The sequence below is a fragment of the Myxococcales bacterium genome (genome assembly GCA_016706225.1).
GTDB lineage: Bacteria > Myxococcota_A > Polyangia > Polyangiales > Polyangiaceae > JADJKB01.
Genome location: JADJKB010000005.1, coordinates 201,028 through 215,248 on the forward strand (window position 1 = coordinate 201,028; position 14,221 = coordinate 215,248).

Sequence of the window (14,221 nt, forward strand, 5' to 3'; positions counted from 1 at the left end):
TCAACCTCGAACGGGGGGCTCGTCCGCCTCCAATCCAAGCCGGAGCTGTTCGACGATGAACGGTGTCTGCTCGAGCACGGCGCCGCGGCTGGTGTCCGCCCAACGCTCGACGCGGGCGACATCTTCCGTGACCAGTGCGAGCCTCGGGCGCCCAGCGAGGGCACGCTCGACCCGATACGCGACCACCGCCGGCTGGGTATGCTGGCGTGAAATGCCGCGGCTCCGCAGGGCTGCGAGCAGCTCGGCAAATGCGCGACCTTCGGAGGCCGAGCGCCAGACCAGCGCATCGCTCGCGTCGACAGCGGCTTCGAGCGCAGCGAGGTAGGCCCGCCGCGCGGCCTGCTCGTGCGCGAGCACACCGTCGAGCAGGATCTCGACGCCGATGTGCGCGACGGCGCGTGCGCTGCCGCGACCGAGCCCCAGGTTCGACAACGCATCGAAGGCCTGGGCCGTGAGCGCCCGAAACGCCCCGCAGTCGTGGAACACGAGATCGGTCCGGTGGTGTAGGGCGACGCCTGCAGCGAGCCCGTCGCGGGTGACCTCCGGCGGGCGCGCGCGCAGCATCGACGCGAAGTCCGGGAGCATCGCGCCCAGGACGAATTCTGGAGCGGTGTCGTGCCAAGCCGCGACGGCGGCGTGTCCGAAGAAGTTCACGAGCCTCGTATCGTTTCGCGCGGGGCCGGTGGGCGGGTCACGGCGCGTTGCACGCGACGCGCAGCCCGCCTCCATCGTCGTAGCAGTTGCACCACGCCAGAGCCGCCGGCAGACAGCCACAGGCGGGTGCGCCCTGACAGGTTACTGGCAAGAGCTTGCAGCCCTTGTTGCCACTCGGACCGGCTGCGTCACACGTGGCCGCGTCGGGGCCAGGCGGAGGTTTGAGCCCGCCCGAAAACGAGTAGCAGTAGCTCGTGGTTCCGTCGCACGCGCAGCCGAAACAATCGAACCAGCCCGCATCCGCGACAGAGACCCCGCCGTCTGCTGCGGCGCCACCGAAGCCCGCAGTGCCGCCGCCGCTGAACGCGCCGATGCCGCCGCCGCCGCTGGCCGCGAATCCACCGCCGCCCGTCGCCGCGCCCCCCGCGCCGCCCGTGGCTGCTCCGCCCGCGCCGCCGCCGGAGCTGGTCCCCGCTTGCGCGCCCGAGCCGGCGCCACCGTTGCCGTCCCCAGGGTCGCTCGACGTGAGCCCACAGCCAGCGATGGCCCCGAGGGTGATGAGCGTGACCGCGCTCGTCCAGTCCCAGCGCGCCGCCGACATGCCCGGTAGCCTAGCTCAAATTCCGGAGCGCTGCGCAGCTAGCGAGCCGCGCAGGCCTGCCCGACGCATGCTGGCCTGCGGTCTCAGCGCTCGAGCACCGCGCGAATGCGAGCGCGTACCGCATCGGAGGTCCACACCGGCAAGTCTTCGGTCTCGAACTGTGCAGTCTCCTCGGCGGTGAGCGACAACACTCCGGCGCGCAGCATGTGTTTTGCCCGTGCGTACGCGTCGCGCGGGTGGAGCGCGAGGGCGGCCAGTCGCTCGCCAGCGACTTGGCTGGCGTCGATGGCGACCTCGTCGACCAGGCCGTGCAGCTGTGCGCCCATCGGGTCGAACAGCTCCGCACCCAGGATCACTCGCTCGAGCGAGCGGGACGGGACACGCGCCTTCACCAGCTTCATCACGCGCGGCGGGAAGCGTAGACCGAGCGCCACCTCATTCAGACCAACGCGCAGCTTGGGACCGTCCGTGACCACCCGATGGTCGCAGGTCATCGCGAGAATGCAGCCACCAGCAATGGCGTGCCCGTTCACCAGCGCCACGGTCGGGCCCGGGTACTCCCAGAGCGCCACGGTCACTTCCTCGAGCAGCGCGAGGAACGTGCGCATGGCCCGGGCGTCCATCGAGAGCACCTCTTTCAGGTTGAGCCCCGCGCTGAAAGCGTCGCCTGCGCCGGTCACGAGCAAAGCGTCGCCGTCCGCGTCGCGCAGCTCCGCCAACACCTGCCGCATCAGCTCGGAGTTGATGGCGTTCTTGCCGGGTGCGCTGAGGATGAGCTCTTTCATCGGGCCTCGACCCGAAGCCTAGCGGACCGGGCCGGGCGCCGCGAGGCTCACGCTGCGGGCTCGGTGACCAGCTCGAAGGCCAGGGAGTCAGCCTGTTTCGGATCGAGCTCGAGGTCGACCGCCGTGGCGCCCTCCGCCAGCGTGACGGCCGCGCCATTCACTCGGGCGCTCTTCACCCGCTCGCCCTCGGGTGCCTCGATGCGCAGCGTGCGCAGGGTCTTGCCCCCCGGGCGGTAGCGGCCCGAGATCGTAGCGCCCCGTTGCGAAAGCTCGATCACGGAGGTGCGGAGCGCGAAGCTGCGCTGCGGCACCCTCGGTGAGATCACCAGCCCACTGGCGATGGCCTCTACACCCGCGAGCTTGAGGGCCGCGAACAGGGGCATCGCGTGGTAGTTGTTGTTCTGGACGGGGAAGTCGGTCATCGGCGTGACCTGACTCTTCCAGGCCAGTCCACTCTGACTGCTCACGCCATCAGGTCCGCTCCAGATCCCGTACCACACGTCCGGAAACGTCTGCGCGTGGGCAGCCATCGTGTTCCTCGTGAAGTGCTGCCAGGCGCGCGCTGGATCCGAGCGAGCGTAGCCCCAGGTCAGCGGTGCGCTGATGGCGGGCCAGACCTGGGCGCCGGGCGTCAGGGTCGCGCCGATGGGCGAAGGCTCGTCGAGCTCGTCGGCGATCTTCTGGACGAGCGTTGCACGAGCCAAACCCGGGTCGAAGGTATCGGCGATGAGTGCCCAGATCTGCGCCTCGAGGTTGATGCTGTCGGCGTAGCGCGGCACACCGTCACCGTAATAACAGCGGTAGAAGAACTCGCTGTTGTGCGCGCCCTGGAGGGCTTTGCGGTACCCCGTCACGCGCTCGCGGATCTCCTGCGCGAGCGCCGGGTCGCGCGGCTCGACCAGATCCGCCACGCGGGGCAGCACGGCCACCGCCATCTGGGTGTTGGGCACACTCTCGCCCTTCTTCACTGCCAGGTCCCGGTCTGGCGCTTCGACCACGATGCCGTCGCTCCAGTCCCCGGTGCCGATCCGGATGAGTCCGTGTTCGCCGGTAGAGACCTGATCGAACAGGTGGCGCAGCGCACCTTTCGTGTGATCCCAGACGCTTGCGTTCGGGCGGGCCTCGCGCGGCCAGTACGGCGCGTTTTCGTCCAGGAACGCCAGATCCCCGCTGGCCCCGAGGTACTCGCCGAGCGCCCACAAGAAGAACAGCGGCAGGTCGCTGGGCGCGGTGTGAATGCTGGCGTCGTCGAGCATGCCGTGACCTTGAAACGCATACGAGAAACGCTCGTTCGCGTATTGGATGCCCATGAACAGACGCAGCTCGGCGCGCGCGAGCTCGGGGTTCGTGTAGACCAACGGCAAGGCGAACAGGCCGAGGTCTCGCGCCGCGCCATCAGCCCCGTGCAGGTACAAGTAGGCCGAGCCCTGTGGCACGACCGCGCCGTGCCAGTAGTCGCGGTAGCCGACCGAGCTTTCCATCTGATACGAGTGCCACACCAGTTCGCGAGACAGCTCGGGCGCACCGCCGGCGCTGAAATAGAAGAGCTTGTCGTCGAGATCTTCGGTCGCTGCTTCGCGAGCGCTGAAGCCCGGGTCGTGCCAGCGCGCTTCGTCAGGAAAGTTCTCGTCCGCGCGGGCGTAGCCGTACACGAAGCGCAGCGTTCGTTCTTCGCCCGGCCCGAGCTCGAGCTCACTCTTGATCACGAATGCGCGGCCCTGACCGGCGCCGTTCTGGGCGGGCAAGCTGAAGCTCTCGCTGCCGTGCCCCGGCGAGTCGAAGAGCACCGTTTCGGGCTGAGCCACCGGGCCGCGTCCGAAGAAGCTCGTCTGGTCGGTGAACACGTCGGCGACGCCGCCGAGCGGCGCCAGCAAGAAGGGGCTGTTGGCGTAGTAGTCCGCGGCGCTTGGGACATCCCTGCCAGGCCGGGGAGTCTCACCCACGTAAGCTCGCGTGAGCCCGATCCGTGAGCTCTTGGCGTCGAACGAGACGCTCTCGTCGAACCAGGCGTTGCGGGCATCCCGGCTCTTGCGAGCCGTCTCGGGTGCGAGCACGAAGGGATCTCCGGCGACGACCCAGTTGATCTCGATGGGCCGCCGGAACACGTCCCAGTACTCCCAGTGTGTCAGGCGGCGGGGGCTGTCACTCAGGTTCTGGAGCGTGACGTCGCTCACCACCGCGGCCACGTCGCCGGGCGGCGCCGCCGTCACACGCCGCGCGCGGATCCCACGATACTCCAGGCTGGTCTCGGCGTAGCCCATGCCGAAGCGGCGTGTGGTCTTGCTGCGTTCGGGGCGCCAGCGGTACGCGCTGCACCAGGTCTCGTCGCCGTCCGACAGCCAGCCGAAGCCACCCGCGTAGGCGCCGGCCGATTCATCCAGCTTGTTCAGGTACTCGACGCCGCGGTCTTGAGTCACGACCTCGATCACACCGTCGTTGAAGATGTGGGCGTTGATGCGGTGGTTGCCGAACGCTGCCCAGTGGTCGCGGCGATCGAGCGGTTCGCCGTCCGGGCCCTGCTCGGTGACGGAGTAGCTGGCGCGGCTGTCCGCGTGCTGATCCAGTCGGTAGTCGTAGGCGGGCTGGGCGCGGGCGTCGAGCGTCCAGCGGCCGAAGCTACCGCTGCCGATGGAGCACTCGTGAAGCTGCGTCGGGTCGTCGAGATCCGGGGCCTCGCAGGTCTCCGGCGCGGGGTTCCAGACTGGGTCGCCGGAGTCGGGCGTGGGTGCGCGTTCATCGCTTCCGCACCCGGCGAGGCCGGGCAAGAGCCAGCACAACGACCACGTTCGGCGCATCGAGGCGAGAGGTTAGCAGCACGACGAGCTGACCGGCGTGCGGGGCAATCGTGCCCGAGAGTGTGCCAGTGAGCGCGAGTGGCACGCTCGGACCGCCAGCTCGATCCCGGCGTATCTCGCTGGCACCTTGCTTGCACTCAATGCCCGCTCGAGGCTCGAAACCAATGAAGACGACCGTGATCGCCGTGGCATTCCTGCTGGGCGCGTGTGGCGGGCAATCCGCAGCAGACTCGACTGGAGGTAGCGCCGGAGTCAGCGGAACGGGGGGTGGAAGCTCCGGCGGCGCCGGTGGTTCGAGTGCGGGGGCAGGTGGCTCGGGCGCCAGCAGCGGCGCGGGGGGCGTCGCGGGTGCCGGCGCCAGCGCTGGAGCGGGAGGCAGTGCGGGTGATGCTTGCAACGATCCCTCGCTCAAGCTCTGCAATGGGCCAGGTCAGTGTGCGCTCACGACCTCGGACTGCTGTCTGTGCGGTATGCCCGAGATCACCGACTACGTGGCGATGAATCAGGCCTCGGCGGCCAAGTGCGACTGCGGCGGACCGGTCTGCGACTGTGCGTCGGCGCCGAACCCGAACCTCGCGGCGAGCTGTGAGAGCGGAACCTGCGCCGCGTGGGACGTCCGGCAGCGCAAGGACTACGCTGGCTGCGCCGACGACACCGACTGTCGACTGCGCAACGGTCTCGATTGCTGCGAGGGCTGCCAAGCCAGCAACTACTCGGTCGTAGCGGTGCGGAAGGACGCGGAGAATGCGCTGAAGGCAGCGCTATGTGAAGGCGGCAGCGCCTGTTCCAAGTGCATGGTGCAGTACCCGTCGACCGTGACGGCGGTGTGCAACGCGGGCAGCTGTCAGGTGATGTACATCAAGTGAGGACCCACTGCGGCAGCGTGAGCTGCGCGCGGGTCACGCGCTCGGCCCGAGCACCGCGAGCACGACTTCGGACTCGACCTGTTCACCCTCGCTCACGCGCATCTCCACGACGATGCCGGCTTCGGACGCCTTCACCGAGTGCTCCATCTTCATGGCCTCGAGCACCACCAGCACGTCGCCGGTCTGGACCGCGTCGCCCAGTTTTGCGACGACCTTGACCACCTTGCCCGGCATCGGCGCGACACAGGCACCCGCGGCGGTGGCCAGCTGTTTCTCCGGGAAGCGGGGCAACTCGAGGAACACGACCGAGCCGTCGAGGCCGTGTACGAAGACGTGATCGTCACGCCGGCTGACACGGAAAGCGTGACCGAGACCGCTCTCGTCCTCGAAGGAAACCCGGGGAAGCGCCACAATGACCTGCCGCACCTGATGCTCGGCGCCGTCAGCGGATACCTGCAACGTGTTGCTGTCGAGCCCGGCGTACTCGACGCGTAGGCTGCGCTCACCGAGCCGGTACTCGACCCACTCGCGGCTCACGCGGTTGTTGCGGAAGCCCAGCGGAAGCGCCGGCAGGGTGCGCCGAGCTCGCATCCGGGTGTCACGAGCTGCGAGCGTCGCCGCGACCGCGGCCCAGGCCTCGCGCTCGGGTCGCAACGGATCCGTGGCGGGCTCTCGCAGGTGGTCCTGGATGAAGTGGGTGTGGGTCGCTCCGGCGCGAAACTCGGGGTGAGCGAGCACCCGCATCAAGAACTCGCGGTTGGTCGTCACACCTTCGGCAGCCAGGTGGGACAGGGCTCCGAGCATCTTCTGGATTGCCTCGCCGCGCGTCGCCGCGTGGGTGATCACCTTCGCCAGCATCGGGTCGTAGTGGATCCCGATCTCGGTGCCTTGCTCGACTCCCGAGTCCACTCGCAGGCCCGGCATGTCCGGAACGAACCAGTCCACGAGCTGGCCCGTCGTCGGCAGGAAATCCTTGTTGGCGTCCTCGGCGTACAACCGGCACTCGATGGCGTGGCCGGACTGGGTCAGGTCGGACTGGGCGAACGCGAGTGGAGCGCCCTCGGCAATGCGGATCTGCTCACGCACGATGTCGATGCCGGTGACGAGCTCGGTCACGGGGTGTTCGACCTGAAGGCGGGTGTTGACCTCGAGGAAGAAGAACTCACCGTTCGGCGCCAGGATGAACTCGACGGTGCCCGCGCTCGCGTAACCCACGGCCTTGCCCACGGCGACCGCGGCTTCGCCCATTCGAGCGCGCAGCCCGGCGTCGAGGGCTGGCGACGGAGACTCCTCGATGATCTTCTGGTGGCGGCGCTGGATCGAGCACTCCCGCTCGAACAGGTGAAGCAAGTTGCCGTGCTGGTCCCCCAGGATCTGGATCTCGACGTGACGCGGAGTCTGGACGTACCGCTCGATCAGCAGTGTGTCGTCGCCGAATGCGCTCTTGGCTTCACGTTTGGCGCCATCGATGGCGAGGATCAGCTCTTCGCTGCGCTCGACGATGCGCATGCCTTTGCCGCCGCCCCCAGCGCTGGCCTTGATCAAGAGTGGGAAGCCGACCGCTTCGGCTTCGCGCGCGAGGTGGCTGGTGGTCTGATCGTCGGGTTCGACACCGGGCACCACCGGCACACCGGCGGCGGCGACCAGGCGTTTTGCGGCCTTCTTGGAGCCCATGTCGCGGATCGCACGCGGGCTGGGGCCGATGAAGATCAGACCGGCGTCGCCGCAGGCTTGGGCGAAGTCTGCGTTCTCGGCGAGGAAGCCGAAGCCAGGGTGAATCGCGGTCGAGCCGGTTCGCTTCGCGGCGTCCACGATCTTCTCGATGCACAGGTAACTCTCGCGGCTGGCGGCGGGGCCGATGCGCACCGCCTGGTCGGCTGAGAGCACGAACGGCGCGCCGGCGTCGGCGTCGGAATGGACGGCTACGGTCCAGATGCCCATGTTCCGCAGAGTTCGCTGGATGCGAGCGGCGATCTCTCCGCGGTTGGCGATGAGGACCTTGGAAATTGGGCGCATGTCGGGGCGCAGGCTATCACGGCAGGCCGGGTAAACGACGCGTTGCAGAGAGCGTGGACCTTGGACTATTGAGGCGCCCCATGGAACTCCGAGAGCCGAGGCTCTTCAGGGCCGAGCTGGTCGCCGACAGCGCGCTCTCGCCGCGCGTTCGCGCGCTCTCCCTCGCGACGCTCGGTCCCGAGCCGCTCGAGTGGATCCCTGGGCAATACCTGGAGCTTGGTCTGGCGGGTGCCGACAAACGCATGCCGTATTCCATCGCGAACGCACCCGGTTCGGCGCTGGCTGGGCGCTTCGAGCTGGCAGTGTTGCGCGGTTCCGGTGGTGGTGCCCTGGACGAGCTCGTCGTCGGTGCGGCGGTCGACGTCTTCGGTCCTTGCGGGACCTTCGTGCGCAGTGCCCCGCCTGACGTGCCGACGGTGTTTGTGGGTACCGGAACGGGGTTGGCGCCGCTCCGAGCGATGTTTCAGTCGGCGCTCGAGGAGCAGAGCAGCGCGCCGATCGTCGTGCTGTTCGGCGCCCGGACCGAGCCGGAGATCTTGTGGCGGGGGGAGCTCGAGGCTTTGGCGGACAGGGTGCCGCGCTTCCGATACGAACCCACACTGACACAACCTCAAAATGGTTGGTCCGGTCGGCGCGGCCGCGTGCAAGATCATCTGGCGGAGCTGGTCTCACCGCTGGCGAACGCGCACGTCTACCTGTGCGGGCTCAGCGAGATGGTGGTCGACTGCACGCGCGTGCTCACCACCGAGCTCGGCCTGGCTGCGTCGCGGATTTCCACGGAAGGGCACTGACGCGGCCGGGGAATGCTGACGGTGAATGCCTTCGTGCCGGCATTTGCCACGCCGCACTCGTCGGCGCATCATGACGGCATGGGTGACGCCGAGAACAAGCGACTGATCTTGGCGCGTCGGGCCCGGTTTGTTGCGATGGCGTTGGCGAGCGCCGGAGTGGCGTCGGTGGCCGCGACCGCTTGCGGCGGCAAGAGTGACGATGGTGGTAGCGGTGGCAGCGCTGCGGCGGCGAGCGGTGGCGCCGGCGGTGCTGCGGGTGGCGCCGGCGGTTCAGGTGCAGCGGGTGGTGCAGACGGAGCTGCTGGAGCGAGCGGTGGGGGTGGAGCGAGCGGCAGCTCCGGGGACGGCGGGAACACCGGTGGCGCGGCGGGTGAGCCTCAGGTGTGCCTGTCGCCGCCGCCACCGCCGGATCCGAAGCCGTGATTCACGGGCCCTTCAGCATTCCGAAGCCCATCATTCCAAACATGAAGATGACGAGCACGGCGCCCGCGAGCAAGAGGAGCCCGTTGATCGCGATGGCGGCGATGGCCACTCCGCGACTCCCGTAACGATCCGGGGCCGCGCGCACTCGAAACAGGGAGGCGACGCCGAGACCCAGCCCCACCATGTTCAGGACCAGCGCCAACCCACCGCAGCACAGGTAGAGCGGCAGGCTGAGCACGCCCAAGATCAGGCCGACAAGACCGGTGGGTTCGACACCGCTACCGCCCTCCTGGCGGTACGCACTGTCGGTGCTGACGCCGGGCGGCAGCGCCAATCCGTAACCCCCGACCGGACCGTGAGCTGGCGGGGCAGGTGGCACGCCGGGCGCGGGCGGGCCGGGGGGGCCGGGAGGCTGCATCGCGCTCAATCTCGCGAGCTGGCCCCTTGATTGTCAAGCGGCGGGCGCAAGGTCTCACACAGGAGGTCAGGTCGATCACTCATGATGCCGTCGACGCCGAGCGCGACCAGCGCGCGCATCTCCGTCGGATCGTCGATGGTCCAGGCATGCAGCTCGACCCCGCGTGCGTGGGCGGCACGCACGAACTGGCGAGTGATGACCCGAAGCCCGTGAAAGACAGGGGGCACCTGGAGCGCGTCGTAGGCAATGGGGACGAGGCGGCTCGCACCGAGCTTGCACGCGGACCAGAGCTCGAGCACTTCGGACGCCGAGGCGCTCTGAGCCACGCGGCCCCGGGCGATGCGCCGAAATTCGCGACCGAGCGCGCGCTCGGCCGCTGCCACCAGGATGCGGTCGTGCAGAGCGCGCCGCTCGATGAGCTCCCAGAGCGCCAGCGGGAGACCGACGCCCTGCTGCTTCATCTCCACATTCATGCGCAGTGTGGGGTCGAGCGCGACGAGCTCCTCCAGCCTCGGGATGCGCACGCCTTTGCCGCGCCAAGGTCGGTGTTTGCCGTCGTCAGAGAACCAGTAACCTGCGTCTAGCCGCTCGAGCTCGGACAAGGTGTGCTCACGGACTTGCCCATAACCATTGGTCGTGCGCTCGAGGCGGGCGTCGTGGAAGAGCACCAGGTGCCGGTCGCGGGTGAGGTGCACGTCGGTCTCGATGAAGTCGCAGCCCAGCCCGAGAGCTCCTTCGAACGCCGGGAGTGTATTTTCCGGCCAGAGCGCCGCTCCGCCCCGGTGCGCGAAACAGTGCGGGCGCGGTCCGTTCAGGATGGGTCTCGGCTCCGTCATGGCTCGGGTGTTCGAGCCTAGAGCACCGAACAGGTTGAACGTCGTTTGTTTTCCGGGACTTGCAAGGTGTTCGGCGCTCGCGCGCGGAGCGCGCACGGCCGAAGGCCGGGGGTTTGGGGCGCAGCCCCAACGTAAAGGTCCTAGAACACGAGCAGCGCAAGCTGATCGGTGTTCTAGTGTCGTGAGTCGGCAATTCGTAGACGAATTGCGGACTCGGCACACGAGCGCAAAGCTCGCGCACCCTCGGGCTTGCGCCGAATGGCTCGAGCGGCGAGGCTTCCCGACCGGGAGCGCGGCTCCCCTCGGAGGTCGTCATGCGCATCGTTCACTTCTTCTTCGCCCTGACCCTGGTGTTCGTCTCCGCGAGCTGCATGGATGGGAAATTCGGTGCCCTCGGCGGGCTCGCGTGTCCGGCGCTCGGCTCGGGCGATCCGATGCAAATGAGCTTTTCAGCCAACGCCAAGGCCAACGCCGAGGTGCGGGCGTTCGTCGCCGCGACCAAAGATCTGATGCAGGCCTCGATCCAGATGGAAGCTCTGGCGACGACCGCGTGCACCAACATGGGTCGTGATCTCGGGGTCCCGGATCAGGCCATGAAAGCCAAGAACGACGAGCCGGGAGCGTCGGCCAAGGCCGCCTGCGGCGCGCTCTCGGCTCAGGTCGATTGGATCCTCAAACAGGGAATCCAGATCTCGGTACAAGCCGCGCCGCCGCAGTGTCAGATGGACTTCCAGGCGAAGGCGCAGTGCGAGGGTCAGTGCAACGTTCAGGTCGACCCCGGTCAGATCGTGGCGCAGTGCGAGCCAGGCAAGCTCTCCGGTTATTGCCAGGGCACCTGCCAAGGACAGTGTGAGGGCCGCTGCAATGGCCAGTGCAATGGCCAATGCAGTGCGGTCGACGCGCAGGGACGATGTGCCGGTACCTGTAACGGCACCTGCAATGGTGGCTGTGACGCGACCTGTCACGCCAGCTGCCAGGGGCAGTGGCAATCACCGAAGTGCGAGGCCAGCGTTCAAGGTCCGAGCGCGTCGGGGGAGTGCCAGGGAAGCTGCAACGCCCGTGCGAGCCTGCGAGCCCAGTGCACGCCGGGGCAGGTGAACGTCAGCGTGAGCCAGAACGCCGAGGCGGCGATGCGGCTCGCGGCAACGCTGCGGGCGAATCTGCCGTACTTGATCCAGGCGGAGGTGGGCCTGGGCAAACGCGTGCTCGGAGACGTGAAGGTCGTCGTCGACATCGGCGGTCGGCTGCCGAAGGTCATCGGCAACGCTGGTGCGCAGGCCGTTGCGTGCGTCGCGGCGGCCGCGAACGCCTCGGTGCAGGCGTCGGTGCGGATCAACGTCAGCGTGCAAGCGAGCGCGAACGTCAGCGGTCGGGTCGGCGCGGGGAGCTGAGCGCGCGCCGAGCCAGGCACGCGGGGCGCATCCGTCGAGCCCGGATCACGCAGCGAGCCGACGGCTGCGCTCGGCGCGCCGCACGCGGGAGGCGAGCGCAACCGCGACCGCCAGACCGGGCAGGGTCAGGCGCAGTGCCGCCCGGTCGGCGTAGCCGCAGGCCTCGAGTCGGTCGATGGCAGTGACCACTGTCTCCCGGGAGAGCAGGGTCTGCTCCCACAGGCGCCCTACGGTGGCCGCCCGGTCCGCCCGCGCCAGGTCGAAAAGTCCCAAAAGCACCAGGGTTTCTGAGGTCGTGAGTTTCATGAGGCTGTTCATACTGGCAGTACTGAATGACTGTCCAGTTTTCGGCGTGGGGACGTGGGCGCGCCCAGCGGTAGCGGCGGCCGCCGCCGGGTGCTGCGACTCCACGGCGCCTCCCGAGCTCGTCAACCGATGAAACGCGCCGCGATCAACGCCGCGCCCGCGAGCCCTGCCGTCAGCAGGACGGCCTGGCGCAAGCGTCCTCGATCGAGCCAGCGGGCGGTGCGGCTGGACAGCAGAAATCCCAAAAACACCCCCGGCGCGAGCAATGCCGAAGCTTCGAGCTCCCAGCTCCCGAAGCGACCAACGAGCGCCAGGATCACCAGCGAAAGGATGGCCCCGAGCGTAAAATAGACGGCGAGGGTGCTGCGCATGCGCGTGCCGGCTTCGTGTTGGTAAAGAAGCGCCATCGGCGGGCCTCCGATGCTGGAGCTGGTACCCATCACCCCACTGACGAAGCCTGCCACGAGCAAGGCCGTTTGGGTCGGCCGGACCGGCGGTCCAAACGCCATCGTGGCGCAGCCGAGCACGATCAGCGCGCCGAACAGCACCCCGAGATCGGCGCCCGCAACTCGGGTGAGCAGCCACGCACCCACGAGGGTGCCCGGAACACGTCCGACGAGCGCGAGTCCGACCCCTTTCAGGTCCATGGCGCCGCGGTCGCGATAGGCGACGAGCACCGTGAGCAACGTGGAGGACAGGATCAGTGGCCCGGGCACCAGTCGCGGTTCGAGCCAAACCAGAAACGGCGCGGCCAGGAGCGCCACACCGAAACCGACCGAACCTTGGACGACTGAGGTGAGGGCGAGGACCACGCTGGCAACGGCCAGAGAAGAAGGCGGGAGTGCAGTCACTCAGGGCCCGGTCGGCGGAGTCACGCTGCAGCTCGGCCCCGAACAGGTGACGGCAGCGGTGTATTCGATCTCGGGGCGACCGTCCCCGTCGAGGTCGGCTCGAGCGATGGCCTTGCCGCTGCTGGGGCTGGTCTGCTGCCACTCGTACTGAAAGTATTGCGGCGTCGACAAGCTGAACCGCGCGCAGGTGTAGCTGGGCCCCGTCCAATCCGCGGGGCTCGACATGTATTTTTTGCCCGAGATGTCCGCCAGGCTCCCCGGGACCGGCGGGGCGCTGGCCGGCAGGGACGCTGCCGTGCTCGAGTCGGACGCCGCGCTGTCCTCCGCGCACTGACGGATCCCCGCCGCCAGCCGCTGTACCTCGCTGCGTCCCTCTACGGACTTGGCGCGCACCATGTAGCTCCGGAAGCCAGAAATCGCGAGGGCGGCCAGGACACCGACGATGGCGACGACCCCGACGAGCACCGCGCCCACTATCACCAGGACCGTGGGCAACGCACTCTTGCCCTGCTGCTCGTTCGACATGCGGGGCGTATACCCAAGCGGCGGGAAGCGATCTAGAAGCAGCCAGGATGCCTCGCGCGAAATCGATCTGGGTGGCGTTGATTTGGCTGGTGAGCATCGGTCCGGCGGCCTGCCGGGGCCGCGCACCCGCGGACGGTCCCCCCTCGGACGACCTCTCGGTGAGCTACGGGGTCGACTCGGTGCGCCCGCTCTCGGGTTTTGCGCTCACGCTCCCAGGCAAGGGCCTCGCGCGTGTGTTGCTCCAGAAACCCTGGCGCGGTGATCCCTACGGGCCGGTCGGATTTTTCGCGGTGCGTCCAACGGCGGAAACACGCGGCGAGCTCGAGCGAGTGGTTCGCGAGCACTCACTGCTCGATCGAAACGAGGAGCCGGGCATGACGGCGGAGGGCTCCGGTCATCTCAGGCTCACTCACGGCCGACGCCAAGCCGAGCTGTCGCTGCTCTCCAAGGACGAGGGCACTCGCGAGCTCGTGCTCTTGCTCGACGGCCTCATCGGCACTGCCAAGCAGCGCCCGCTCGCGGCGGTCCAGGTGAGATCGAAGGCGCGCGTCGATGGCCCGAACGCGGTCGTCGACGTGGTGCTCGCGCAGCTCGGACCAAGACCCTTGGAGCTCGCCCTCCACGATCCGAAATCGCCCGGTGGCACCCTGGTGCTGCGCGTGATCTTCGAGCGCGGCGGGCGCCTCGCCGACGAACGCATCATTTCACCGGCAGACATCGCGAAGCTGGCCTCGCGCGGCAAACTGCCCGACGGTTGGCACTCGATGGGGCCGGCGAGCGCGCTCTCGATCCCGCTGCCCCTCGTGCGCCTGCCACCGTCGCCCGAGCAGGTCAGCCTCCGGGTGGAGGCGCGGGTCCGAGGCCGCCTCGGCCAACAAACCGCCGACTTGTTCCTCTCCTCGGCGCCGGCGGAGCTCGAGCCGGAAGCTCCCGCCGAGGAGTGAGGCTCGGGCCGAACCAGCG

15 protein-coding genes are annotated in these 14,221 nt (G+C 68.5%); 5 read left to right on the forward strand and 10 right to left on the reverse strand.

Features of this window, described 5'->3' with window-relative positions; all coding sequences use genetic code 11:
- The 4 genes from IPI67_08725 to IPI67_08740 all read right to left on the reverse strand — a co-directional run bounded on the left by IPI67_08725 (position 1) and on the right by IPI67_08740 (position 4,835).
- On the reverse strand, positions 1-654 hold the full coding sequence (locus IPI67_08725; GenBank protein MBK7580272.1) for a hypothetical protein: 654 nt from the start codon (positions 652-654) through the stop codon (positions 1-3).
- A gap of 37 nt (positions 655-691) precedes the next feature.
- A complete protein-coding gene (locus IPI67_08730) occupies positions 692-1,255 on the reverse strand; it encodes a hypothetical protein (GenBank protein ID MBK7580273.1) in 564 nt (187 codons plus the stop codon).
- Positions 1,256-1,338: 83 nt separating this feature from the next.
- Complete coding sequence (locus IPI67_08735; protein ID MBK7580274.1) at positions 1,339-2,040, reverse strand: enoyl-CoA hydratase/isomerase family protein; 702 nt, start codon at positions 2,038-2,040, stop codon at positions 1,339-1,341.
- 47 nt (positions 2,041-2,087) lie between these two features.
- Positions 2,088-4,835, reverse strand: a complete 2,748-nt coding sequence (locus IPI67_08740) for a hypothetical protein (GenBank protein ID MBK7580275.1) — start codon at positions 4,833-4,835, stop codon at positions 2,088-2,090.
- Between the two features lie 164 nt (positions 4,836-4,999).
- Between IPI67_08740 and IPI67_08745 the strand changes: the two genes are divergently transcribed.
- Positions 5,000-5,701: a hypothetical protein gene (locus tag IPI67_08745; protein ID MBK7580276.1), complete on the forward strand. Its 702-nt coding sequence runs from the start codon at positions 5,000-5,002 to the stop codon at positions 5,699-5,701.
- Between the two features lie 33 nt (positions 5,702-5,734).
- Here the strand turns inward: IPI67_08745 and IPI67_08750 are convergent, their stop codons facing one another.
- Positions 5,735-7,717 carry an acetyl-CoA carboxylase biotin carboxylase subunit gene (locus IPI67_08750; GenBank protein MBK7580277.1) on the reverse strand — a complete coding sequence of 661 codons (1,983 nt, stop codon included), beginning with the start codon at positions 7,715-7,717 and terminating at the stop codon, positions 5,735-5,737.
- Positions 7,718-7,797: 80 nt separating this feature from the next.
- Here IPI67_08750 and IPI67_08755 point away from each other — a divergent pair, with 80 nt between their 5' ends.
- A complete protein-coding gene (locus tag IPI67_08755) occupies positions 7,798-8,508 on the forward strand; it encodes an oxidoreductase (GenBank protein MBK7580278.1) in 711 nt (236 codons plus the stop codon).
- A 12-nt stretch (positions 8,509-8,520) separates the two neighbouring features.
- Positions 8,521-8,931 carry a hypothetical protein gene (locus tag IPI67_08760; GenBank protein ID MBK7580279.1) on the forward strand — a complete coding sequence of 137 codons (411 nt, stop codon included), beginning with the start codon at positions 8,521-8,523 and terminating at the stop codon, positions 8,929-8,931.
- Position 8,932: 1 nt separating this feature from the next.
- On the opposite strand, the gene IPI67_08765 is transcribed toward IPI67_08760, so the two are convergent.
- Both IPI67_08765 and IPI67_08770 read right to left on the reverse strand, forming a co-directional pair.
- On the reverse strand, positions 8,933-9,349 hold the full coding sequence (locus IPI67_08765; protein MBK7580280.1) for a hypothetical protein: 417 nt from the start codon (positions 9,347-9,349) through the stop codon (positions 8,933-8,935).
- Between the two features lie 5 nt (positions 9,350-9,354).
- Positions 9,355-10,185 (reverse strand): glycerophosphodiester phosphodiesterase, encoded by an 831-nt coding sequence (locus tag IPI67_08770; protein ID MBK7580281.1) that lies wholly within the window; start codon positions 10,183-10,185, stop codon positions 9,355-9,357.
- A gap of 314 nt (positions 10,186-10,499) precedes the next feature.
- Between IPI67_08770 and IPI67_08775 the strand changes: the two genes are divergently transcribed.
- Complete coding sequence (locus IPI67_08775; protein ID MBK7580282.1) at positions 10,500-11,576, forward strand: hypothetical protein; 1,077 nt, start codon at positions 10,500-10,502, stop codon at positions 11,574-11,576.
- Between the two features lie 45 nt (positions 11,577-11,621).
- On the opposite strand, the gene IPI67_08780 is transcribed toward IPI67_08775, so the two are convergent.
- From IPI67_08780 to IPI67_08790, 3 genes are all read right to left on the reverse strand, one after another.
- Entirely contained in the window at positions 11,622-11,882 is a 261-nt protein-coding gene (locus tag IPI67_08780; protein ID MBK7580283.1) for a hypothetical protein, read from the reverse strand.
- Between the two features lie 122 nt (positions 11,883-12,004).
- A complete protein-coding gene (locus IPI67_08785; GenBank protein ID MBK7580284.1) occupies positions 12,005-12,733 on the reverse strand; it encodes a sulfite exporter TauE/SafE family protein in 729 nt (242 codons plus the stop codon).
- Positions 12,734-13,258: a hypothetical protein gene (locus IPI67_08790; protein ID MBK7580285.1), complete on the reverse strand. Its 525-nt coding sequence runs from the start codon at positions 13,256-13,258 to the stop codon at positions 12,734-12,736.
- Between the two features lie 47 nt (positions 13,259-13,305).
- On the opposite strand from IPI67_08790, the gene IPI67_08795 reads away from it, so the two are divergent.
- Positions 13,306-14,202, forward strand: a complete 897-nt coding sequence (locus tag IPI67_08795) for a hypothetical protein (protein ID MBK7580286.1) — start codon at positions 13,306-13,308, stop codon at positions 14,200-14,202.
- Positions 14,203-14,221: the final 19 nt, after the last annotated feature.

What these genes read in the sequence shown, in the direction of transcription:
- IPI67_08775 (MBK7580282.1), top strand. Translation starts at nt 10,500, where the DNA reads ATGCGCATCGTTCACTTCTTCTTCGCCCTGACCCTGGTGTTCGTCTCC.
- IPI67_08735 (MBK7580274.1), bottom strand. Translation starts at nt 2,040, where the DNA reads ATGAAAGAGCTCATCCTCAGCGCACCCGGCAAGAACGCCATCAACTCC.
- IPI67_08780 (MBK7580283.1), bottom strand. Translation starts at nt 11,882, where the DNA reads ATGAAACTCACGACCTCAGAAACCCTGGTGCTTTTGGGACTTTTCGAC.
- IPI67_08790 (MBK7580285.1), bottom strand. Translation starts at nt 13,258, where the DNA reads ATGTCGAACGAGCAGCAGGGCAAGAGTGCGTTGCCCACGGTCCTGGTG.
- IPI67_08760 (MBK7580279.1), top strand. Translation starts at nt 8,521, where the DNA reads ATGCTGACGGTGAATGCCTTCGTGCCGGCATTTGCCACGCCGCACTCG.
- IPI67_08750 (MBK7580277.1), bottom strand. Translation starts at nt 7,717, where the DNA reads ATGCGCCCAATTTCCAAGGTCCTCATCGCCAACCGCGGAGAGATCGCC.
- IPI67_08730 (MBK7580273.1), bottom strand. Translation starts at nt 1,255, where the DNA reads ATGTCGGCGGCGCGCTGGGACTGGACGAGCGCGGTCACGCTCATCACC.
- IPI67_08795 (MBK7580286.1), top strand. Translation starts at nt 13,306, where the DNA reads ATGCCTCGCGCGAAATCGATCTGGGTGGCGTTGATTTGGCTGGTGAGC.
- IPI67_08745 (MBK7580276.1), top strand. Translation starts at nt 5,000, where the DNA reads ATGAAGACGACCGTGATCGCCGTGGCATTCCTGCTGGGCGCGTGTGGC.
- IPI67_08740 (MBK7580275.1), bottom strand. Translation starts at nt 4,835, where the DNA reads ATGCGCCGAACGTGGTCGTTGTGCTGGCTCTTGCCCGGCCTCGCCGGG.
- IPI67_08770 (MBK7580281.1), bottom strand. Translation starts at nt 10,185, where the DNA reads ATGACGGAGCCGAGACCCATCCTGAACGGACCGCGCCCGCACTGTTTC.
- IPI67_08755 (MBK7580278.1), top strand. Translation starts at nt 7,798, where the DNA reads ATGGAACTCCGAGAGCCGAGGCTCTTCAGGGCCGAGCTGGTCGCCGAC.
- IPI67_08765 (MBK7580280.1), bottom strand. Translation starts at nt 9,349, where the DNA reads ATGCAGCCTCCCGGCCCCCCCGGCCCGCCCGCGCCCGGCGTGCCACCT.